The organism is Amycolatopsis sp. NPDC104775, from assembly GCF_055583325.1.
The window spans coordinates 252,012-273,162 of record NZ_JBVJOE010000004.1; the positions used below are offsets into that span (position 1 = coordinate 252,012).

The window sequence follows — 21,151 nt, forward strand, 5'->3', positions numbered from 1 at the left end:
GGGGTCAGCCGACCGGGTGGCCCGGTCTGTCTAATGTGGATGCTTGTCGCTCGGCGGGCCGGTGCTGGGGTTCCGGGGCTGCCTGGTCTGTCCCGGCGGGGTTTTCCGCGGGGCCTGGGACGGCTGGCTCGCTTGGCTGGGCGGATCCGGCGGCGCGGCCACTGTCTGAGTCGTCGTGCCCGGCGGCGCCGTCGTGGTCAGCGCGGGCTTGTCCGGGTTAGCCGAACGGACCGGCGGAGCGGACGAGGAATGCCGCGGACTCGGATCCGGTGAATCGGACGGAGCGGAAGAGGGCGGAGAAACCGGAAGCGGCGCGGGGCCGGGCTCCGGCGCGGACCCGGTGCTCGGCCGGAGCGGAGTGGCGAGCAGCAGCGTCCCCGCCGCGACCAGCGCGACCGGCAGACCCGCCGCGAGCACCGCGCGCCGCCGCGAGACCCGGTGGCGGCGGCGGAAGACCGCGAACCGCGTTCTGATGGGGAACCGTAGCGGTTCCGTACCGCGCAACGCACGGGCCACGGCGGTCGCGGACGGCCGTTCTTCCGGATCGCGCATGGTCATCGCGCGCAGCGTTCTGGCCAGCGGCTCCGGCGTGCCCGCCGGAATCCTCGGCGACCGGTGCAGCCGCACCACCGCGGTTTCCGCCGCTGTGCCCGGGTATTCGCGGACGCCGGTGAGGCATTCCAGGAGAACCAGCCCGAGCGCGTACACGTCCGAAGCCGGGCCGGGCGGTTCGCCGAGCACCTGCTCCGGCGAGAGGTAAGCCGCCGTCCCGACGACCGCGCCGGTGTCGGTCACCCGGGTCGCGTCCACGATGCGCGCGACGCCGAAGTCGGCGATCCGCGGGCCGTCGCCGGACATGAGGATGTTGGCGGGCTTGAGATCCCGGTGGGTCACGTCGTGCGCGTGCACGTGAGCGAGCGCCTCGGCCAGTTGCGCGCCCAGCTCCGCGACGCGGTCGGCGGGCAGCGGTCCCGAGCGCAGCCATTCGGACAGGTTCGGCCCCGGCACGAAGTCCATGACGAGGTAGGCGTGCCCCTCGTCGACACCGGCGTCCACGAAGCCCACCAGCCCCGGATGCCGCACCGCGCGCAGGGCCGCGATTTCCTGGTCCCGGCGGCTGTGGCCCAGTTCGACCGCTCCGGCGTGGAAGAGCTTCACCGCGACCTCGGCACCCGATTCGAGGTCCTCGGCGCGGTGCACGGAGGCCGTCGCGCCTTCGCCGATCCGCTCGCGCAGCTCGTACCGGCCGGCCAGGACCAGCGGGGCGGGCCCGTACCGGCCCAGCGCGAACCGTCTCGCGGTCGTGGCCGCGTCCGAATCGCCAGTGCCGGTCATCGCCGATCGCCTTTCCCCGGGGCAGCGGGGACAATTTACTCGCCGCCGGGCGAGGGCGAAAGCTGAGCCGCGGCTCAGGAGACGACGGCCGAGGCCGCGTGCTCGTCGCGGGTACAGTGGCAGGTGGGTACTACCGGCGCGCGCAATACTTGCAGCGGCATCGAGACCGGCGCCGGTCAGGCCCGGGGCCGCGGCCGCCCGCAACCGGGGCCGTCTGGAGGAGGTGCACCATGTCGGTGTCGGACGACGCCGTCGAGGCGCGCGCGCAAGGCTGGCGGACGTTGGCGGCGCTGCACGCGCGGATCGAAGACCGGCTGAACCGCGCGCTGGAAAGCGAGCACGAGCTGTCGGTGAGCGAGTACACGGTGCTCGACGTGCTCGGCCGCCAGGACGGCTTCCACCTGCGGATGAGCCAGCTGGCCAACGCCGTGGTGCTGAGCCAGTCGGCGACGACCCGGCTGGTCACGCGGCTGGAGGAGCGCGGCCTGCTCTCGCGGTACCTGTGCCAGGACGACCGGCGCGGCATCTACACCGAGGTCACCCCGTCCGGGCGGAAGCTGCTCGCCGCCGCCCGCCCGACGCACGACGCGGCGCTGTCCGCCGCGCTCGCCGAGGCGGAGGAGCTTCCGGAGCTCGCGCCGCTGGTGACCGCGCTGGGGTCGCTCACCTTCGCCGCCAAGTGACGTGCCGTGAGGGGAACCCTGTTTCCCGCAGGGTTCCCCTCACGGACTTCTCAGGGGCGCAGGCGATGCAGGTCTCGCGGGAAGAGCGTCGCCCCGCGCACGTTGGCCACGCCGAGCACTCGGGCGACCCACCGTTCCAGCCCGATCGCGAACCCGCCGTGCGGCGGCATTCCGTAGGCGAACGCGTCGAGGTAGTCCGAGTACTGCCCGGCCGCCTCGCCGAGCACGGCCAGGTAGTCCGCGTAGCGATGGAGCCGCTGGCCGCCGGTGACCAGTTCGAGGCCGCGGAAGAGCAGGTCGAAGCTGTTCGACCGCGCCGGGTCCGCCGGGTCCGGATGGGTGTAGAACGGCCGTTTCGCCATCGGGTACCCGGTCACGAACAGAAATTCCGACCCGTGTTCCCGCTCGGCCCACTCGCACAGCCACCGTTCGTGCGCGGGCGCGAGGTCCGGTTCGCCGTGCGGGTCCTCGCCGGTGTGCCGGGCCAGAAGTTCTTGCGCCGCGGCGAAATCGATCGACGGGATCTCTTCCGGCACGAACGGTGCGTCCGGACCGGCGGCAGCGGCCATCTCCGCTACGACGTCGCGCAGCACCGCCATCACGTCGCGATGGTCGGCGATGAAGCCCAGTTCCGCGTCGAGGCTCGTGTATTGGGCTAGATGCCGCGCGGTGTCGTGGGGTTCGGCGCGGAAAACCGGGCCCACTTCGTAAACCCGCTCGAACACTCCGACCATGGCCTGCTTGAAAAACTGCGGCGACTGCGCGAGGTAAGCCGGACGGCCGAAGTAATCGAGCCGGAACACATTCGCCCCGGATTCCGTCGCGGTAGCCACGATCTTCGGCGTATGAATCTCAGTGAACCCTTGACCGTCCAACACGCGCCGAAACGCCGCGACACTGGCCGCGGCCACCTCGAAACGCCGACGCAGCAACGGATGCCGCAACGCGACCGCCGCATTGTCCAGCACCACAGGCAAACCAGCGGCCACCTCCGGCCGATACAGATCGAACGGCGGCCGTTTCTCCGGCGCGGACAACACCTCCACGACCGGCTCTCGCAGCTCGACCCCTTGCGGTGCTTGGGGATTCGCGACCACCGGCCCGGTAAGCCGGACGACAGTCTCCTCGGCGACGTCCGGCGGCTCGGCGAACACCGCCTGCGCGGTCCCGGACCGGTCGCGAACGACCAGGAAAGCCACGGATTTCAGCACTCGCCGGCGGTGCACCCAGCCGGCGATAGTTGCGGTGGAGCCCACGCGGTCACGCAGGCAGGCCACCGGGGTGCGGGTACTCATTCCTTCTCCTGAGCGCACTCGGCGACCCCTTGGGGGTGCGGGCGAGAAGGGACACTCGCGGTGCCACCGCACCTTCGCCGCCGGAGGGCGGCCTCGTTCTGGCCGGATGACGGCGGCCGGGCCGGCGGGGCATTTCCTCCCCGCACTCAGGAGTGTCTTCGCGCAGGGCCGCGACGCTGCCTTCTCACCGGCGGCAGCTCTCTGTCCCTCGCGGGCACCTGCGCTACTTGTCTCCGTCAACGCGTTGCCGCAACGGTAAAACACCATCGCGGCCCGTGTCGCCTGATTTATCGGACGCCGAGCAGATGCTCCAGCGCCAGCTGGTTGAGCCGGGTGAAGTGGTAGCCGCGCCGTCCGGCGGCTTCGACGTCGAATTCGTCGGCGGCCAGGTCGTCCAGCGTTTCGCCCTCCGCCAGCGTCGGCGTGGCCAGTTCCGGCACCCGCGACGCGGCGAGTGCTTCCGCGACTTCCGGATCGGCGCGGAACGCGCGGGCTTTCTCGCGCAGGATCAGGTAAGTGCGCATGTTCGCCGCCGCGGAAACCCAGACGTCCTCGGGATCCTCGGTGCGCAGCGGCTTGTAGTCGAAATGCCGCGGGCCGTCGTAGCCGCCGTGCTCCAGAAGGTCGACGAGGAAGAACGCGCTGGTGAGGTCGCCGTGGCCGAAGATCAGGTCCTGGTCGTACTTCGGCCCGTGCTGGCCGTTGAGGTCGAGGTGGAAAAGCTTGCCCTGCCACAGCGCCTGCGCGATGCCGTGCACGAAGTTCAGCCCGGCCATCTGCTCGTGGCCGACCTCCGGGTTGAGCCCGAACAACTCGGGCCGCTCCAGCTGCGAGATGAACCCGAGTGCGTGGCCGATCGTCGGCAGGAGGATGTCGCCGCGCGGTTCGTTGGGCTTCGGCTCCAGTGCGAACCGCAGGTCGTAGCCCTGCGAAACGGCGTAGTCGGCGAGGACGTCGAGTCCTTCCTTGTACCGGGCGAGCGCGGCGCGGACGTCTTTCGCCGCGTCGGATTCCGCGCCCTCGCGGCCGCCCCACAGGACGTAAGTCTGCGCGCCGAGTTCGGCGGCGAGGTCGAGATTGCGCCGGACCTTGGTGAGCGCGTACCGCCGGATGTCGCGGTCGTTGCTGGTCAGGCCGCCGTCCTTGAAGACCGGGTGGCTGAACAGGTTCGTCGTCGCCATCGGCACGCGCAGGCCGGTTTCCGCCAGCGCGCGCTTGAACTTGGCGATCGCGGTGTCGCGGTCCGGTTCGGTGGCGAGGAGGTCGTCGTCGTGGAAGGTGACGCCGTACGCGCCGAGTTCGGCCAGCCGGTGCACGCTCTCGACCGGGTCGAGCGGCAGGCGCGTGGCGACGCCGAACGGGTCGGCCGCGGGCCAGCCGACGGTCCACAACCCGAACGAGAATTTGTCCTCCGGCGCGGGGGCGTAGTCGGCCATGCCCGTCCTTTCATTTAGTTCACGTTGTAGACTAAATACTGCGCTACGGTCGTCCCGGCCGTCAAGAGCGGAGGTCTGCATGGAACCGGTCCGGCACGACGCGATGCGGGCGCGGAACCTGGAGCTGGTGCTCGGCGAGATCGGCCGCGGCGGCCCGCTGACCCGCGCCGCGCTGGCGGAGCTGACCGGGCTGACCAAATCGACTGTGTCCACTTTGGTCGGCTCGCTGCTGGACGCGGGTTTCCTGGCCGAGACCGCCGCGGTGCGCGCGGGGGAACGCGGGCGTCCCGGAGTCGAGGTTTCGCTGAGCGGGGCCCGGATCGCGTCGCTGGGCCTCGAGGCCAATGTGGACTATCTCGCCGCGTGCGTCCTGGACCTCACCGGCACGGTCCGCCGGTCGGTCCGGATCGAGCGCGACAACCGCGCGGCACCGGCGGAAACCGTGCTGGAGGCGGTGCGGGAGCTGGCTTCCGCCGAACTGAAGGAAGCGCGCGAGCTGGGCTTGACGGTCGCCGGTGCGGTGCTCGCGGTATCCGGTCCGGTGCGCGACGGCGTGGTGCTGAGCGCGCCGAACCTCGGCTGGCGGAACGTGCCCGTTGCGCTGGAGCTGCCGGTGCGGGTTTCGGTGGACAACGAGGCGAACCTCGGTGCGCTGGGCGAGCTGTGGTTCGGCGCGGGCGGGGCGGATTTCCTTTACGTATCAGGCGAGATCGGCATCGGCGCGGGACTTGTCGTGGACTCGCGGTTGTTCCGCGGCACTGGCGGGGAGTTAGGGCACGTACTGGTTTCCCCGTCCGGCCCGCCGTGCCGTTGTGGTGCGGTGGGCTGCCTGGAAACCTACGCCGGGCAGGAGGCGATGCTGGCCGCGGCCGGAGTATCCACAGTGGACTCTCTGGTCAAGGCCTTGACCGCGGGCGACGACGCGGCGTTGTCGGCCGTCTCGGCGGCGGGGGAGGCTTTGGGGCTGGCGCTGGCTTCGGCGGTCAACCTGGTCGATGTGGACCGCGTGGTGCTTGGCGGAATCTTCGGGCCGTTGTTTCCCTGGCTGGCTCCCGCCGCGGAAACGGTGCTGCGGACGCGCTTGACCGGCTTGCGTGGCTCGGTGCCGGTGCTGAGCCCGTCGGCCCTCGGGGATTCCGCCGCGACACTGGGCGCCGCGGGCCGCACCATCCATGGCGTTTTGGCTGACCCTGGGCTGTTTCTCGTCCGCTAGCCGAGGTTCTCCGCGAGCAGGGCCACGACGTCGCGCCAGGCCCGCTCGGCGTGCTTCGCGTGGTAGCCGACGCCGGGGAGCAGCCTCTGCTCCGGCCCGATCGGCGGATGGTGGAACGCGTGCTGGGCGCCGCCGTAGACCGTGAGCCGCCAATCGACGCCCGCTTCCTGCATTTCCGCAGCGAACGCTTCCCGTTGCGCGGGCGGCATGATCGGGTCCTCCGAGCCGACGCCCGCCCACACCGGGCAGCGGATGTTCGCCGCCTCGCCCGGCCGTCCGGTGACCAGCCCGTTGATCGTGCCGATCGCGCGCAGGTCGACGCCCGCGCGGCCGAGTTCCAGGACGACCGCGCCGCCAGTGCCGTAGCCGATCCCGGCGATCCGGGCGGGATCGGTCCGCGGTTCGGCGAGCAGCACGTCGAGCGCCGCGCGGCCGATGTCGCGCAGCCGGTCGGGGTCGTCGAGCAGCGGAAGGCAGCGGGCCAGCATCTCGTCGGGGTCGGTGAACCAGCGGCCGCCGTGGATGTCGAAGGCCAGTGCGACGTAGCCCAGTTCGGCCAGTGCGTTGGCTCGTTCGCGTTGGAAGTCGTTGAGGCCGGTGCCTTCGGGGCCGATCAGGACCGCGGGCCTGCGACCGGTGCCTGCCGGGAGCGCGAGACGCCCGACCATGGTGAGGCCGTCGGCCGGGTATTCGACGGTGCGCGTCGTGACGGTCTCCATGCGTCCCACCGTAGTGAGCGCCGGGTCCCGGCGGGGCACTGTTCACCGTCGGCGGACACGGCCATTCAGGTGACCCTCTCGCGGTGACTCCGGGAAACATGTTAGGAAAGCTTCCTAACTAAAGGAGGATCCGGATGCGCAAGACGATGGTGCTCGCCGCGGCCGTGCTCGCGGCGGCCGGAGCGGTCCCGGCGGTCGCGATGGCCGGGGACGATCCGGTCGCGGACTCCGGCTGGCATCCGAAGGCACGCAACATCGTCTACATCCAGGGCGACGGCATGGGCGCGGCGCAGCGGGAGTTCGTCCGGCTCGCGACGACCGGCCGCGCGGGCGACCTGTTCATGAACCGGCTCCCGGTCACCGGCATGGTGCACACCGATCCGGACGACCCGGAAGAACTCGTCACCGACTCGGCCGCGGCGGCGACCGCGCTGGCGACCGGGCACAAGACCCGCAACGGCGCGGTCGGGCAGGACGCGCAGGGCCGTCGTCTGCTGACCGTCCTCGAGCAGGCGAAACGCGCAGGCAAATCGACCGGCCTGGTCACCACCGCGCAGGTCACCGGCGCGTCGCCGGCCGCGTTCGCGTCGCACGTGCCTTCGCGGGACCTGCAGAGCGACATCGCGAAGCAGTACATCACCGAAAGCCGCCCGGAAGTCCTGCTCGGCGGCGGTGAGGACTGGTGGCTGCCGAAGGGCGATCCCGGCGCGTGGCCGGACAAGCCGGGCGAGGAAAGCCGCAGTACGCACGGAAATCTCATCGAGCAGGCGAAGCGCTCCGGCTACACCTATGTCCGCAACGCCAGCGAACTCGCCGCCACTCGCGCGCCGCGGCTGCTCGGGCTGTTCGCGAACGAGGACATGGTCGACTACGGCCCGGACGGCAAGGGCGCGTACCAGCCGAAGGTCGCGCTGCCGGTGATGGCGAAGAAGGCGCTCGACACGCTTTCCGCCAACCCGCGTGGTTTCTTCCTGTTCCTGGAAGAAGAAGGCATCGACGGAATGTCCCACGAGAACAACGCGCACGGCGTCCTCGACGCGGGCCGGGCCCTCGACGCGGCGGTCGCCGAGGTGCTTCGCTTCACCCGCTCGCACCCCGACACCCTGGTGATCATCGGCGGCGACCACGAGACTGGCGGACTCGCCATCGAGGACACCGATGGCGCTCTCGAAGGCAACGAAGACGGCCCGTTCCCCGTGCCGGGCACCAAACTGTCGCTGACCGTCGACTGGACGACCGGCGACCACAGCGGCGTCCCGGCCCCGGTCACCGCGACCGGGCCCGGTTCGGACCGGCTCGACGGGACGTTGGACAACACCGACGTCTATCGGGCGATGGTTTCCGCCGCCCGCCTGTGAAGCTCAAGACGCCAAGTTCGTCACGCCGTCGTAGTCGCCGACCGCGGCTTCTCCGGTGACGTCGTACTCCAGCAGCACCAAGCCGCTGGGCGTGGCTTCGTGGTGGGTCAGCCGCAACCCGGTCGCCGACGCCGGATGCGGAAACTGGAGTCGTCCCGCCCCCAGCACCGTCGGCGTCACGACCAAGCGAACCTTGTCCACGACTCCCGCGGACAGCAGGGCGTTTCCGAGCCGGGCGCTGCCGTGGATCTGCAGCTCCCGGCCCGGCTGCGCTTTGAGCTTTCGGACTGCGGCCGCGGGATCGCCGCGCAGCACGGTGGTCGGCGCCCAGCCGCCGGTTCCGATCGTGTTCGACACGACGTACTTCGGCAGCGCATTCATCCGCTCGGCGAACGGATCGCCGGGATCGTCGACGGCGGGCCAGTCCCGAGCGAACGAGCTGTAGGTACGGCGGCCGAACAATAGGCCGTCGGCGCGGTCCAGCCACTCGGAGGCACGCTGGACGAAGCTCTGGTCGAGATGCGGGACGAACCAGCCGCCGCGGGAGAATCCGTCGCTGGTGTCCTCTGTGGACGATCCCGGTCCTTGGCTGACGCCGTCCAGGGTGACGAACGCCGTGATCGTCACCTGCATCAGGAACCGCTTTCCGCTATGCGCGCGAGCTGGGCGGTGACCGCGCCCCACCCGTCCGCGAACCCGAGATCAGCGTGCCGTTGCCTCGATGCCGGATCCCCGTGCCGGACGATGACGCGGTAATCCGTGCCCTCCGGGTGATCGCGAAGGACGACCTCCGCCGTCATCGCGACCGGCTGCGGCTTCGCCGGCCGCCAGCCGCTGTCGAGCGCGTTCGTGAAAACGATCCGCTCGTAGTCCTCTACGACGAGGAAACACGCGTCGAGGTGCGGGAGGAAGGTGTCGCCGTCCTCGCTCATCCGCGTGACGAACGCACCCCCAGCGCGCACGTCCAGTTCGTCGACGCGACACCGCAGCGGCGCGGGAATCCACCACCGCGCGAGGCTGGCCGGGTCGGTCCAGGCGTCCCAGACGCGCTTGCGGGGCGCGCGGATGACGCGGTCGAGGGAGAGATCGAGGTCGGGGTTCACGGCTGGTCCTCCTGGCCGGTGACGAATTGCTCGAGCCGGTCGGTGCGCTCGGCCCAGACGCGCCGCTGCTCGGCGAGCCAGTCCTCGACGAGCGCGAACCGGTCGCGATTGAGCTGGCACGTCCGCACCCGCCCCGACTTCACGGTGCGGATCAGCCCGTGCGACTCGAGCATCCGCACGTGCTTCATGAAGGAGGGCAACGTCATCGGCGCCTCGTCCGCCAGGTCCCCGACGCTCGCTGGACCCTGCCCGAGCCGCCGCACGACGGCCCGGCGGGTCGGATCGGCGAGGGCGGCGAAGACCCCGTCGAGCGTGGTCGAATACTGAGCCATGAGGCTAAGTATCGCGGGCCAGAATGGTTAGCGCAAGGGCTAAGTGTTCGGGGCGGGCCGACGGGACGGGGAGGCAGAAAAGAGGGCGTGCTGACCGAAACGTGCTAGCTCACAGGGCAGAGCAGATGGCACGCACCTCGCAACCGGAGGTCGAAGCTTCCCCGACGGCTGAGTCGGCCTCAGCCCAGTCCGGCCCGTTCGACCGCGGGCCAGCAAGCCGCCGATCAAAGCAGTCCACGCGCGACCGCGTGGTTCAGCGAAAGCGTAGCGGCAACCGAGGGAGTCGAACCCTGCGCGGCTTGTGAAGGCGGCGCTCCTGACCGGCCCTGACCCTTCGGCGGGCGACGGCTGCCATGTTTTCCGGATACCCGTTTCAACGCCGGACTCAGCACCCGAATTCCCGCTTCACCCGAACGGGGCGGCCTGGCAGGGTGGGCGCATGGACGATCTTCTGCTCCGTCGCGTCCGGGCCGGGCTGCGGGGACCGCTCGCTGACGTGCGGGTTCGCGACGGTGTCGTGACGGCGGTCGAGGAACCGGGTGCTGGCACCGGGTTCGCCGCTCGCGTGCTCGACGGGCACGGCGGCACGCTCCTGCCGGGCCTGGTCGACGCGCACGCGCACCTTGTCCAGTGGGCCGCTTTCCGCAGGCGCATCCCGCTGGACGGCGCGCAATCCGCGGTGGGCGCGGTCGAGCTGCTGATGGAGAAGCTGCTTGACGCCCCGGCGGGGGAACTCGTCGTCGGGGTCGGGTTCCGGGACGGGCTGTGGCCGGATCGGCCGCACAAGGATCTGCTGCAGCGGGCGCTTCCGGGCCGCGCGGTGGCGTTGTTCAGCGCGGATCTGCACACGTTGTGGCTCAGTCCCGCCGCGTTGAAGCTGATCGGCCGCGAGCATCCGACCGGTGTGCTGCTGGAGAACGACTGCATGAGCGCCACGGCCGCGTTGCCGACCGCGCCGGTCGACGTCCAGGACGGCTGGGTCGCCGACGCGCTGGCTGCCGCGGCGAAGCGGGGCGTGACGGCGGTGGTCGATTACGAATACGCGGACACGGTCGCGGATTGGACTCGCCGGGCCGCCGCCGCGAAACCAGCGACCCGGGTTTCCTGTGTCGTCGCCCGGTATTTGCTGGACGAGACCATCCAAAGAGGACACCGCACCGGGGATGTGCTGGAAGCGGGAGACGGGCTGCTCACGGTCGGTCCGTTCAAGCTGTTCGTCGACGGCTCGCTCAACACCCGCACCGCGTACTGCCACGAGCCGTACCCGGGGTCCGGCGAGAAGGGGTTGCTGGAGCTGCCGCCGGAGGAACTGGTGCCGTTGCTGCGCCGCGCGCACGAACACGGGTTGACCCCGGCGGTGCACGCGATCGGCGACCACGCCAACACCATCGCGCTGGACGCGTTCGCCGAGGTCGGCTGTCCGGGCCGGATCGAGCACGCGCAGTTGTTGCGGCCCGAGGATGTGCCGAGGTTCGCCGCGCTGGGGCTGGTCGCGAGCGTGCAGCCCGCGCACCAGCCCGACGACCGCGACGTCGCCGACCGGCATTGGCACGACCGCACCGATCGCGCGTACGCCTACCGCGCCTTGCTGGAATCGGGCGCCCGGCTGGAATTCGGCTCGGACGCGCCGGTCGCGCCGCTCGATCCGTGGGACGGGATCGCCGCCGCGGTCGGGCGCACCGACGACGAGCGGCCGCCGTGGCATCCGGAGCAGGCCATTCCGCTCGCCGACGCGCTGGCGGCGTCCTCGGGCGGCCGTCGCGGCGTCCAGGTCGGCGACGTGGCCGATCTGGTGCTGACGGCGGCCGACCCGAGCGGACTGTCCGCGAAGGAGCTCCGGGAAATGCCGGTGTCCGCGACGATCGTGGCGGGACGGACGACTTACCTGGCGTAGCTCACTTGCCGTGCGGGTCCGCGGCGTTGAGTGTCGCCACCACTTGGTGGTAGTCGCCGCGAGCCTCGCCGTGGCGGAGGAATTTGACGTTCTCGACCTGGATTTCGTGCGCGTCCGGCTGCGTTTCGAGCAGCGTCATGACCTCGCTGACGAAGGCGTCCAGCGGCATCGCGAACTCGCTTTCCTCCTGGCCGGGCAGGAGCGCGGTGCGCACGGACGGCGGCACCAGTTCGGTGACCTTGACCGACGTGTCGGCCAGCTGCAGCCGCAGCGATTCGCTGAGCATGTGGACGGCGGCCTTGGACGCGTTGTAGCTCGGGGTCGCTTTCAGCGGCGCGAAGGCGAGGCCGGAAGAAACCGTGAGAATGGTGGCGTCCGGACGGGTCTGGAGGTGCTCGACAAACGCGGCGATCAGCCGGATCGGACCGAGGACGTTGGTGGTCACGGTCGCTTCCGCACTGTCCAGAAAGGACTCAGGCCGGTGCCAGTCCTCGACGCGCATGATGCCCGCCATCGGCACGAGCACGTTCAGGTCCGGATGCTTGGCGAGCACCTCCTTGGCCGCGGCTTCGATGCTCGCCGGGTCGGCGGTGTCGATCCGCACGGTGTCGAGACCGGGGTTCTCGGCGGCGATCCGCGCGAGCAGTTCGGTGCGCCGCCCGCCGACGATGACGGTGTTGCCCTTCGCCCGCAGCTCGCGGGCCAGAGCGAGGCCGATGCCGCTGGTCGAGCCGGGGATGAAGACGGTGTTTCCGGTGATGTTCATGCCACTGAGTTTCGGCGGCCGGAAGCGGCGGCGGCAGAGACCGCGCATCGGGGGATCGGCGATCCCTGGCTGACGCGCCGGGCCCGCCCGATACTGGAGCCATGGATCGAGCTGAGCTGGCTGTCTTCCTGCGCAGCCGTCGCGAGGGATTGCGGCCGGAGGACGTCGGGCTGCCCGCGGGCGCGCGGCGGCGGGCAGCCGGACTGCGGCGCGAAGAGGTCGCGGCACTGGCGGCGATGTCCACCGACTACTACACGCGGCTGGAGCAGCAACGCGGCCCGCAGCCGAGCGAGCAGATGCTTGCCGCGCTGGCCAGGGCGTTGCGGCTGACCGACGACGAGCGGGACTACCTGTTCCACCTCGCGGGCCGCAACGCCCCGTCACCGATCGTCGCGGCGACGCACGTCGCGCCGGCGTTGCTGCGGGTGCTCGACCGGCTGTCGGACACCCCCGCGCTCATCCTGTCGAACCTCGGCGAGGTGTTGGTGCAGAACCGCTTCGCGGAGGCGCTGTACGGCGACCGCTCGCACTACACTGGACTGGCGCGCAGCGAGATCTACCGGTGGTTCACCGACCCGGACGAACGGCTCGTCTATCCCGAGCACGACCGGGACCGGCAGAGCCGCGCGCTGGTGGCGAACCTGCGGGTGGTGCACGGGTCGATGGGCCCGCGCTCGCGGGCGGGCGAACTGGTGCGCGCGCTGAGGCGGGAGAGCCCGGAGTTCGCGCGGCTGTGGGAAGAACACCAAGTGGCCAAACGGTTTGAGGACCACAAGGTGCTCGTGCATCCGCAGCTCGGCGAGATCGAGGTGGACTGCCAGGTGTTGTTCACCGAGGACCAGTCGCAGGCGTTGCTGGTGCTGACCGCGCCGCCGCGCAGCGAGGCGTTCGAGAAGATCCAGCTGCTAGGTGTGCTGGGGAACGAGCAGTTCGCCGGTTAGCCGAGGGCGTCAGCGCGGAAGCGGGCCAGTGTAGGCGTCGCGGGCCTTCTCGACGGCGGGCAAATGCTCGTCGGTCCACTCCGCGAGCGCGGCGAACACCGGCGACAGGCTGCGGCCGAGTTCGGTGATCTCGTACTCGACGCGGGGCGGCACCTCGGCGTAGTAGCGCCGCTGCACCAAACCGTCCCGTTCGAGCTGGCGGAGCCGCTGCGTGAGGACCTTCCCGGTCGCGCCGAGCCGTCGTTCCAGTTCGCTGAACCGCACCGGCCCGGACTGGCTGAGCGTCCACAGGATGGGGGTCGTCCATCGGCTGAACAGCAGGTCGACGGCCGGGCTGATCCGGCACGCGGCCAGCGGATCGGCCCCGGTCTGCGCGGTGGCGGTCATGCGGCTCCAATACTTTCCCTGGGGAACCTACTGTACGGCGGCTTTTAGCCTCGCAGGGTCGCTTACGACCCCTAGCTGAGGAGCAAGTCTTGATCGTCGTCACTGGTGCCACGGGCAACGTCGGCCGCCTGCTTGTCGAGTCCCTGACGGAATCCGGTCACGCCGTGACCGCCGTTTCCCGCGGGGTGTCCTCTCCGCCGCCGTCGCTGCCCGGGGTCACCCCGATGGTCGTGGATCTGGCTGACGCCGGCAGCCTGGCCCCGGCCTTGAAGGGCGCGGACGCCCTGTATCTGCTGGTCTCCGGCGCGGGAGCGCACGTCGACGGGGCAGCCGTCGTTCAAGCGGCGGCCGACGCCGGTGTCTCGCGGATCGTTGTGCAGTCGTCACAGGCCGCGGGGACCCGGCCGGAGGCGGTTTCGTACGCGCCGCTGGCCGCGCTGGAGGCAGCGGTGCGCGAGTCCGGTCTGGAATGGACAGTCCTTCGCCCTGGCGGATTCACGACCAACACCTTCGCGTGGATCCCGTCGATTCGCGCTCAGCGCAAGGTTTTCTCGCCGTTCGGCGAGGTCGCGCTTCCTGCCGTGGACCCGCTCGACATCGCCGAGGTCGCCGCGGCGGCGCTGACCGGGTCTGGCCATGCCGGACAGACGTATGTCCTCACCGGACCGGCGGCGACGAGCCCGCGAGAGCGCACGGAGATCCTCGGCGCCGCGCTCGGCGAGCCGCTGGAATTCGTCGAGCTGAGCCGAGAGCAGGCCCGCGACCAGATGCTGCAGCAAATGCCGGAGCCGGTCGCCGACGGGACGCTCGACATCCTCGGCCAGCCGGTTCCGGACGAGCTTCGCCTCAGCCCCGACGTGGAGCGCGTTCTGGGCCGTCCGGCGACGTCGTTCGCTTCGTGGGCCAGCCGTAACGCCGATGCGTTCCGGTGATCAGAAGTCGCGGGAGTGCAGAAGGGACCGCACGCGAAGCTGCCGGCGGGGCTCGTGGCGGCGAAGCCCGTCGACAATCACCGCGGCCCCGATCCAGGTCGCCCCGGCGTCGGCGACCAGGGCTTGCGCGGCGAAGGCCTGGCCGCCGGTGTCGATCCAGTCGTCCACCAGCAGCGCGCGGTCGCCCGCTCGCAGCAGCCGCCGGCCGAACCCGAGCCGGAGGTGGCGGTCCTGGTAGTCCGGCGGCGAGGTGCGCTGGAGCCACCGGTCGGAATCACCGGCCGGGTACCGGTTTTTGCGCACCTCGACGAAGCCCGCGCCGAGCGCCACCGCGACCAGCGGACCGAGCAGCGAGCCGCGGGATTCGAGGCCCAGCACGACATTCGGCTGCTCGTCGGCGAACAGCCCGGCCAGCGCCGGTCCCAGATCCCGCAGCAGTTCGGGCGTGCGCCACCATCCCGTCGGGTCGGGGAAGCGGTGGCGATCCGGTCCGTCCCCGAGCAGGACGGTGGCCTCGCGGATCCGGTCCGCCACGGTGCTCGTGCGCATGCGCCGATGGTCGCAGCGGTTCCGGCCCGGAGCGAGCGAATTACGGTTTCCGCGCGGCTCCGGCGAGGATCACCGAATGCGCCGGGGTCTGGAACTCCACCTGCGGCGCGCCCTCGCCGGATTCCTCCGGATGCCACGACGGCGTCCAGGTGAGCCCCGGTTCGAGCATCTCGAACGACCCGAACAGCGCCTGGATCTCCTCGCGCGACCGCCAGATCACTGGGCTGCTCGACCGGTCGTACAGCTGTTTCAGCTCGACCAGGCCGGATTCCACGTCCGACGGCACGCCCTGGTCGGTGATGTGCGAGATGCCGAGGAACGAGCCGGGCGCGAGGAGATCGCGGTACTGCGCGACGATCGCCGGACCGAGGTCCTCGGTGCTGCCGCTGTCCTCGGCGGGCGGCTGCTGGACGTGCAGCACCGCGATCAGCAGCAGCGCGAGCGGCTTCTCGACGTCGATCACGCCGGTGTCGGCGATCTGCTGCCACAGCCGTCGCGGGTCGCGCATGTCGGCGTGGATCACCGCGTGCCGGCCGAGGTCGCCCGATTCGCGCAGGAGGGTTTCCGAATGCGCGACGGCGACCGGTTCGTAGTCGACGTAGCAGACGCGGCTCTCGCCCGGCGCGAGCTCGTCGGCGACCTGGTGCGCGTGGCCCATGGTCGGCACGCCGGAGCCGATGTCGACGAACTGCCGCACGCCCTTTTTGACGAGGTGCCGCACGAGCCGGTGCAGGAACAGCCGGTTGGCCTTCGCGATCGGGCGGATCAGCGGGAACTCGCGGATCACCTCGTCGGCGAAATCCCGGTCGATCGTCCAGTTCGTGGTGCCGCCGAGGTAGTAGTCGTACACCCGCGCGACGCTCGGGTGGTCGAGGTCGACCCCGGGAGGCGGGAAGGGTTCGTCGGCCACCGGTGGCTGTTCCTTTCGTCCGGGACCCGCGGTCAGCGGGCGGGCGGCGCGCAGCGGCTCGCCCATTCCTTGAGGTACTGCAGGGACTCCTCGCGCGGCAGGGTGGCGGCGAGCTGGGCTTCCCACGACTCCTCGTAGGAGGCGAACTCGTCCTGGCCCTCCGGCACGGTGATGAGCTTGACCTTGCTTTCCTGGTAAGCGAAATCGGCGAGGTCGGGCTGGGCGAAGCGGAGGATGGTGAAGTCCTCGTCCGGGTAGGCGGCCGCGTCGCGCGGGAGGATCCGGACCTCGGCGCGCGGATGCGTCTCGACGATCCGGATCATGTGCTCGAGCTGGTCGATGGCGATGCTGGTCCTGGTGCCGTAGACGAGTTTCTCCACGCAGCTGTACTCCAGCATGAAGACCGCCCGCGGACCCGGGCAGGCGTCGAAAAGCCGTTGCCGCGCCTTGCGTTCGGCGACCCGCTCGGTCACCCGCTCCTGGCGGCTGGCCTGGAACTGCGCGAGCATGTAGTACTCCGACTGGAGCAGTCCCGGGATGCGGTTGCCGGTCCAGCTCAGGATTTCCGCCGCGGCCTGCTCCCGTTCGAGAATCTCGCGGAACCACTGCGGCGTGATCATCCTCCGCTCGGCACGGCGCGCGGAAGGATCGTTGGCCTGGTTGAGTTCCCGCAGCTGGTCGGCCTCGGCGGGCGGGATGCCCAGCACCTCGATGATCCGCTCGAGGTCGTCCGGCCGGGTGCCCGCCTTGCCGGATTCGATTTTCTGGATCTTGGGCTGCTTGCAGCCGACCCCTTCGGCGAGCTCGACCTGGGTCAGCCCGCGCGCGGTGCGCCACTTGAGGATCCGGGAGCCCAGCCGGGAACGCTGGGTCCGCAGGGAGGGCGGCGGCTGCCGGATCGGCGTGGTCACCAGGGGCTCCGTCATTTCGTCCAGGGGCCGATGGGGGAACGTCCGATAATAATGCGCCGACCCGGCACTGTGCGCGCCGGGTCGGCGCCGTTTTCGCAAGGTTCGCCGCGCCACGGCGGGGTTTTCGGCGGCCGATCGTGCGGTCGTGCCTGGTCAGCCGTCGAATTCCCCGCGCCGCACGGCGTCGACGAAACTCGCCCATTCGCCCCGGTCGAAGACCAGGACGGGGGAGCTGTCGATCTTGCTGTCGCGCACTCCGACGAGCCCGTCCGCGGCCAGGTTGACCTCGACGCAATTGCCCGAATTCGGCCCGCAGGCGGAAGGTTTCCGCCAGGCGCCGTCCGGGAAGCGCGCGCCGGGGCCGGCCGCCGGGATGTGCCGCGCCGGGTGCGCGTGCTGCTGCTCGTGCGGGTCGTAGGTGTCCACTGCAACCCCTCGTTTTCTCGTTATCGGATGGGGAATGGAATATTCCGCAGGGAACGGAATGTGTTCGGAATATTCCTGAGGGTAGTGGGCTGGTGGATCAATCGCGCCGTGCGCCGGGGATTTCACCTGAATGGACACTTCGCGTGCATTGGGGGGTGCTTTCGCACGTGCAATTCCGGAATTGGTGGTGCGGATTTCGCTGTTGTTTGGGGGTGGGGGTGCTTTTTTCGTGGTTTTGCGGAGTTGGATTTCAGGTGCCTCGCCCAGGCCACGATCCACAGTGGGACTGCACCGCTCGGCCGCGACAACCCAACCACTCCACCCGCAGGACAATTCAGGCACCGCATCCCGAAGCACCGCACCAAAGCGGCTCCCAAAACGCCGCCCAGTCCGCCGCCCGCAGAGCGTCACCATCTGCAGACGCTCCACCGGCCCAGGCCGAGCGGACGTAGCGCGCCCGCGCTGACCTGCCCTCGTGCGCCGTCGTCGGCGCCCGGCGGGAACTCGGAAGCGAACCTGGACCAAGCATCCCTCGTCTCCCGGTGCCCGGCCCTGCCCGACCGGGCACCGGGAGCGCAGAACGCGGGCGGCCGTGAGCCGCCGCCGGCGTCCGCTTCGAGGGTGGTCAGAGGTTCCGGCTCGCTGTCTGCCGCCTGCGGAGAACAGCGCCGGTGACGTGCACGAGAACTACGCCGCCCGCGGTGGCGAGACCGGCGAGGACGCCAGCGGTCGCGAAGACGATCGCGGTCGCCCCGACGAGCAGGACCAGCAGGAGAGCGATCAGCTGCCACGGCCGAGTGCCGCCGTCCGGCTGCTGGGCGGCCAGTTCGACCGACGTCCGCGTGGTTTTCCACGACGGATAGGCCGGGCGCCTGCTCGGCCGCGGCGCGGGCAGGGGTGGCACCGGATGGGGCATGCCCGGTTCGTGAAAGGTCACGGTCACCCGGCTGGGGCGTTGACGTACGGCGACGGCATACGGTCTGTCGTCGCCGTTGTCCGGTTCTTCTGTCCGACGGTATGCCTGGCCTGCATTTTCCGCGCCAGGAACGGTCATTGCGCATCCTTTCTTGTCCGCCGGAAAAGTGCCGGAACACAGTTCCCAGCCCGCCCCCGAGGGGAACTGGTTCCGGCCGCCGCGGCGGGCGTCCGAGGAATGGAATATTCCACCCCGTTAACCCCTCCTGCCTGCGGCAACGCTATCTTTGCATGCCCGCCGCCGGTCGCGCTAACCCGGGGCGGAAAATTCTTCGGCGAACCCGTCCGAAGTGGAGTTTCCGGAACGGGTATTCACGATCTGCCGGGCTATTCCGGACGTTATCAATGCGCACATCTTCAACCCGATCGGGTGAAGGTTTGCAGTCTTCCACTGTGGAGTTCGCGATTTTGATCAACCCGGCGAACGGGGCCGCGTCGCTGCTACTGTGAGTGTTCGCCGCCGATGGGGAGAGCATGGACGCACGGACGCTGGCACGCGAGGAGCGCGCCGATTTCGCGGACTTCCTGGAAACGCTGACGCCGGAGCAGTGGGACGAGCCCACGCTGTGTGCCGGTTGGAACGTGCGCTCGGTCATCGCGCATGTCGTGAGCTACGACGAACTCGGCGGACTCCAACTGGCCCAACGGTTCTTCCGTGCGGGGCTGTCGCTGAAACGGTGCAACGAGATCGGCCTCGCGGAGTACCGGGTGCGCCCGCCGGAGGAACTGATCGAAGTGATGCGGCGAAACCCGCAGCCGGGCAGGATCCTGGGCAAGTTCGGCGGGATGGTCGGGTTCCTCGACGGCCTGATCCATCAGCAGGACATCCGCCGTCCGCTCGGGCTGCCGCGGACGATCCCGGCGACGCGGTTGCGCCGGGCGCTGGAATTGTCGCTGCGCGCGCCTCCGCTCGGGGTGTCGCGCCGGCTGACCGGTTTGCGCGCGGTCGCGACCGACGTCGACTGGGCGGCCGGGAACGGCATCGAAGTCCGCGGCCCGGCGGAGGCTTTGCTGCTCGCCCTGGCCGGCCGCCGCGCGGCAGCGGACGATCTGACCGGGCCGGGCCTCGACGTGCTGATCAGCCGCACGATGGTGGCTTGATCCTGCTGGGCGAGCCGCCTATCCGGTCCACGGTCGTGTGACAACCCGCGCGCGGGGGTTGCGTATGCGCTTGGCGACAGCAGTCATTGCGGCGACCGCACTCCGGAAAGCGAGGTGATGCCGAACGGACGCCCGCCGCCTTCCCCCTCGCTGCGCCCGTGTCTGCCGCCGCGCCTCGCATCGCTGAGGCAGCACGAGCACCGCACCAGCCGCGGCGGCGTCCGTCTGCCGGGGGTGTCACCATCTGGTGACATCTAACCCGCCGGTAACCCGCGCTCGGAACCCGGTGCGCGCGGAAAGTGCTTGTGGCCGCAGGGAAATCCGGTCCCCGATGATCACCCGGGCCGGGGGCTTGCGTTACGCGGCGGCGACATCCCAAATGGGACTCCAAGCAGCACAAGGGGAGGAGTCCGGTGTTCAGATGGCAGCAGGCGGAAGGAAAACGGCACGCACTGGACGGGCCGTTCGCGCCGCGACCCGGGGAAACGTTCACCGCACTATGCGGGGCCGAAGTCACGGTCGCCCGCCGGGACGTCCCGCAGCTCGGCGGCCACTGGTTCGATCCGACGTGTTCCGGGTGCGCGGAGGAATGGCTCCGCCAGGAGGGGCAGGCCCGCGCGGGCGAAGAACGGTGCCCGGCGTGAGCGCTGCGGTGACGGCCTTGCGCGCGGGGAACGCCGCGAGACCGGATTCGGCGACAAATGCTGTGGAGAGCCAGAAGCTCAGAGCGAAATCTGGGTCCATGCCGCCGGTGCCTGAGACGGCGGGAACGCCCACGCTGGCATCGGGACGGTCGCCCGGCGCGGGGTCGCGATGGGCGGCCCCCACAGTGGGACTCCGGAGCGCAGGCGGCTCGGCATTCGCTGGGAGCAGCGCATGACCGGGCACTGGAGCAGGCTGCCGGAACAACGCAGTTCGGCCGTGGGACTCACCGGCCCCGAACTGGTCACCTGGATCCGCGACCTGCAAGCCACCCTGGCCCTGGACCTCACTTTCCTGACCCGCGCCCTCGACGAACGATGCCCCCGCCCCGACGCGGTACGCGACCTCGGCGAGCGGCTCCTCGACCTCGGCCGGGCCCTGATCCGCCGGGCCGATCACCTGAACGAGACCGTCCTGGCGAGCTTGCCCGCGCACGGCTGGCTGCCCCAGGCGGGCGCACCGGAGAAAGCGACCCGGCTGGCCCATCAAGTCGGACGCCGGCCACTGCGCTGCGGACCGGTGTACCTGGGACTGTGCGGCGCGGCGTGTTTTCCGGTGTTCGGGCAGGATCCGCACAATCACACCAAACGGTACGCGCGGTGCCCGGAATGCCAGCGCAAGGGCGGTGTGGCGATGCAGCGCGAGTGAGGGGGGCCGGGGAACGGCCCGGGCGTGCTGGGAATGCTGGAACGAGGTTGGGGGCAGGGGGGCAGTTGTGGTCGCGCCAGAGCCATGGCCCGAGCCGCGGCGCGCATCCGATCAACGGTTCCCAAGCTTGTCAACTGGAGCGAGAGCAACGACCCCAGCGGTGGGCCGCGTGGACCGGATCGCTCGCCGAGCATGGCCGCACGTCGCCGCGAACTCGTCAGGCGCGCGAACGAGATGGCCGGTCCAAACGGGCCGGAGGTCGTGTGAATCGGATCGCTCGCGCGGAGCTGGCTGCGGGTCGCTGCGGGCCCGGTCGCCAGCTCGCAACCAGGCCATGAGGCGTGCGCACCAGATCGCCGGTCCACACGGGCCGGAGGTCGCGTGAACCGGATCGCTCGCCCGGACCTGACCGCAGGTTGCTGCGAGTCCGATCGCCAGCCCGCAGCCAGGCCTTAAGGCGTGCGAACCAGATCACCATCCCCAACCCACGCCGCAGGCCGTGCAAACCGGATCACCCGGCCGAAACCGGCCTTCA

Annotated in this window: 23 protein-coding genes; 9 read left to right on the forward strand and 14 right to left on the reverse strand. The window is 70.4% G+C overall.

From position 1 onward, the window contains the following. Positions 1-30: 30 nt before the first annotated feature. Complete coding sequence (locus tag ACZ63D_RS19620; RefSeq protein ID WP_465355742.1) at positions 31-1,335, reverse strand: serine/threonine-protein kinase; 1,305 nt, start codon at positions 1,333-1,335, stop codon at positions 31-33. Positions 1,336-1,565: 230 nt separating this feature from the next. Between ACZ63D_RS19620 and ACZ63D_RS19625 the strand changes: the two genes are divergently transcribed. Beyond that, positions 1,566-2,018, forward strand: coding sequence for a MarR family winged helix-turn-helix transcriptional regulator (locus ACZ63D_RS19625; RefSeq protein ID WP_465355743.1), 453 nt, complete (start codon positions 1,566-1,568; stop codon positions 2,016-2,018). Between the two features lie 50 nt (positions 2,019-2,068). Here ACZ63D_RS19625 and aspS read toward each other — a convergent pair whose 3' ends face one another. Together aspS and xylA are read right to left on the reverse strand one after the other, a co-directional pair. After that, positions 2,069-3,313 (reverse strand): aspartate--tRNA(Asn) ligase, encoded by a 1,245-nt coding sequence (aspS, locus tag ACZ63D_RS19630; protein WP_465355744.1) that lies wholly within the window; start codon positions 3,311-3,313, stop codon positions 2,069-2,071. A gap of 287 nt (positions 3,314-3,600) precedes the next feature. Beyond that, positions 3,601-4,749: a xylose isomerase gene (gene xylA / locus ACZ63D_RS19635; RefSeq protein WP_465355745.1), complete on the reverse strand. Its 1,149-nt coding sequence runs from the start codon at positions 4,747-4,749 to the stop codon at positions 3,601-3,603. A gap of 79 nt (positions 4,750-4,828) precedes the next feature. Here xylA and ACZ63D_RS19640 point away from each other — a divergent pair, with 79 nt between their 5' ends. Then, positions 4,829-5,962, forward strand: coding sequence for an ROK family protein (locus ACZ63D_RS19640; protein ID WP_465355746.1), 1,134 nt, complete (start codon positions 4,829-4,831; stop codon positions 5,960-5,962). Here the strand turns inward: ACZ63D_RS19640 and ACZ63D_RS19645 are convergent. Beyond that, the gene (locus ACZ63D_RS19645; RefSeq protein WP_465355747.1) at positions 5,959-6,681 is read right to left on the reverse strand and encodes a dienelactone hydrolase family protein; all 723 of its coding nucleotides are present in this window, start codon (positions 6,679-6,681) and stop codon (positions 5,959-5,961) included. The two genes, ACZ63D_RS19640 and ACZ63D_RS19645, sit on opposite strands and share 4 nt — an antisense overlap. A gap of 134 nt (positions 6,682-6,815) precedes the next feature. Here ACZ63D_RS19645 and ACZ63D_RS19650 point away from each other — a divergent pair, with 134 nt between their 5' ends. After that, on the forward strand, positions 6,816-8,039 hold the full coding sequence (locus tag ACZ63D_RS19650; protein WP_465355748.1) for an alkaline phosphatase: 1,224 nt from the start codon (positions 6,816-6,818) through the stop codon (positions 8,037-8,039). A 3-nt stretch (positions 8,040-8,042) separates the two neighbouring features. Here ACZ63D_RS19650 and ACZ63D_RS19655 read toward each other — a convergent pair whose 3' ends face one another. Genes ACZ63D_RS19655 through ACZ63D_RS19665 form a run of 3 tightly spaced genes read right to left on the reverse strand, consistent with a single transcriptional unit; the run spans position 8,043 to position 9,474 of the window. Continuing rightward, entirely contained in the window at positions 8,043-8,672 is a 630-nt protein-coding gene (locus tag ACZ63D_RS19655; protein WP_465355749.1) for a dihydrofolate reductase family protein, read from the reverse strand. After that, on the reverse strand, positions 8,672-9,142 hold the full coding sequence (locus tag ACZ63D_RS19660) for an SRPBCC domain-containing protein (protein ID WP_465355750.1): 471 nt from the start codon (positions 9,140-9,142) through the stop codon (positions 8,672-8,674). The genes ACZ63D_RS19655 and ACZ63D_RS19660 overlap by 1 nt, the downstream gene beginning before the upstream one ends. Further along, positions 9,139-9,474 (reverse strand): ArsR/SmtB family transcription factor, encoded by a 336-nt coding sequence (locus tag ACZ63D_RS19665; protein ID WP_465355751.1) that lies wholly within the window; start codon positions 9,472-9,474, stop codon positions 9,139-9,141. Before ACZ63D_RS19665 ends, ACZ63D_RS19660 begins: the two co-directional genes overlap by 4 nt. A 439-nt stretch (positions 9,475-9,913) precedes the next feature. Here ACZ63D_RS19665 and ACZ63D_RS19670 point away from each other — a divergent pair, with 439 nt between their 5' ends. Continuing rightward, a complete protein-coding gene (locus ACZ63D_RS19670; protein WP_465355752.1) occupies positions 9,914-11,368 on the forward strand; it encodes an amidohydrolase in 1,455 nt (484 codons plus the stop codon). Between the two features lies 1 nt (position 11,369). On the opposite strand, the gene ACZ63D_RS19675 is transcribed toward ACZ63D_RS19670, so the two are convergent. Further along, a complete protein-coding gene (locus ACZ63D_RS19675; RefSeq protein WP_465355753.1) occupies positions 11,370-12,134 on the reverse strand; it encodes an SDR family oxidoreductase in 765 nt (254 codons plus the stop codon). 101 nt (positions 12,135-12,235) lie between these two features. On the opposite strand from ACZ63D_RS19675, the gene ACZ63D_RS19680 reads away from it, so the two are divergent. Further along, positions 12,236-13,075, forward strand: a complete 840-nt coding sequence (locus tag ACZ63D_RS19680) for an MmyB family transcriptional regulator (RefSeq protein ID WP_465355754.1) — start codon at positions 12,236-12,238, stop codon at positions 13,073-13,075. Positions 13,076-13,084: 9 nt separating this feature from the next. Here ACZ63D_RS19680 and ACZ63D_RS19685 read toward each other — a convergent pair whose 3' ends face one another. Then, entirely contained in the window at positions 13,085-13,462 is a 378-nt protein-coding gene (locus ACZ63D_RS19685; RefSeq protein ID WP_465355755.1) for a winged helix-turn-helix transcriptional regulator, read from the reverse strand. Positions 13,463-13,551: 89 nt separating this feature from the next. Here ACZ63D_RS19685 and ACZ63D_RS19690 point away from each other — a divergent pair, with 89 nt between their 5' ends. Beyond that, complete coding sequence (locus ACZ63D_RS19690) at positions 13,552-14,394, forward strand: NAD(P)H-binding protein (RefSeq protein WP_465355756.1); 843 nt, start codon at positions 13,552-13,554, stop codon at positions 14,392-14,394. On the opposite strand, the gene ACZ63D_RS19695 is transcribed toward ACZ63D_RS19690, so the two are convergent. The 5 genes from ACZ63D_RS19695 to ACZ63D_RS19715 all read right to left on the reverse strand — a co-directional run bounded on the left by ACZ63D_RS19695 (position 14,395) and on the right by ACZ63D_RS19715 (position 18,106). After that, positions 14,395-14,943 (reverse strand): phosphoribosyltransferase family protein, encoded by a 549-nt coding sequence (locus ACZ63D_RS19695; RefSeq protein WP_465355757.1) that lies wholly within the window; start codon positions 14,941-14,943, stop codon positions 14,395-14,397. Positions 14,944-14,983: 40 nt separating this feature from the next. Continuing rightward, positions 14,984-15,853: an SAM-dependent methyltransferase gene (locus ACZ63D_RS19700; protein ID WP_465355758.1), complete on the reverse strand. Its 870-nt coding sequence runs from the start codon at positions 15,851-15,853 to the stop codon at positions 14,984-14,986. A 32-nt stretch (positions 15,854-15,885) separates the two neighbouring features. After that, positions 15,886-16,764, reverse strand: a complete 879-nt coding sequence (locus ACZ63D_RS19705) for a helix-turn-helix domain-containing protein (RefSeq protein ID WP_465355759.1) — start codon at positions 16,762-16,764, stop codon at positions 15,886-15,888. Between the two features lie 153 nt (positions 16,765-16,917). Next, entirely contained in the window at positions 16,918-17,139 is a 222-nt protein-coding gene (locus tag ACZ63D_RS19710; protein WP_465356295.1) for a DUF397 domain-containing protein, read from the reverse strand. Between the two features lie 676 nt (positions 17,140-17,815). Continuing rightward, positions 17,816-18,106 carry a hypothetical protein gene (locus ACZ63D_RS19715; protein ID WP_465355760.1) on the reverse strand — a complete coding sequence of 97 codons (291 nt, stop codon included), beginning with the start codon at positions 18,104-18,106 and terminating at the stop codon, positions 17,816-17,818. A 533-nt stretch (positions 18,107-18,639) separates the two neighbouring features. On the opposite strand from ACZ63D_RS19715, the gene ACZ63D_RS19720 reads away from it, so the two are divergent. The 3 genes from ACZ63D_RS19720 (at position 18,640) to ACZ63D_RS19730 (ending at position 20,616) form a co-directional block, all read left to right on the forward strand. Next, a complete protein-coding gene (locus ACZ63D_RS19720) occupies positions 18,640-19,266 on the forward strand; it encodes a maleylpyruvate isomerase family mycothiol-dependent enzyme (RefSeq protein WP_465355761.1) in 627 nt (208 codons plus the stop codon). Between the two features lie 413 nt (positions 19,267-19,679). Continuing rightward, positions 19,680-19,910 carry an HC3 family zinc finger protein gene (locus ACZ63D_RS19725; RefSeq protein ID WP_465355762.1) on the forward strand — a complete coding sequence of 77 codons (231 nt, stop codon included), beginning with the start codon at positions 19,680-19,682 and terminating at the stop codon, positions 19,908-19,910. A 232-nt stretch (positions 19,911-20,142) separates the two neighbouring features. Beyond that, a complete protein-coding gene (locus ACZ63D_RS19730) occupies positions 20,143-20,616 on the forward strand; it encodes a hypothetical protein (RefSeq protein WP_465355763.1) in 474 nt (157 codons plus the stop codon). The last annotated feature ends 535 nt before the right edge of the window (positions 20,617-21,151 follow it).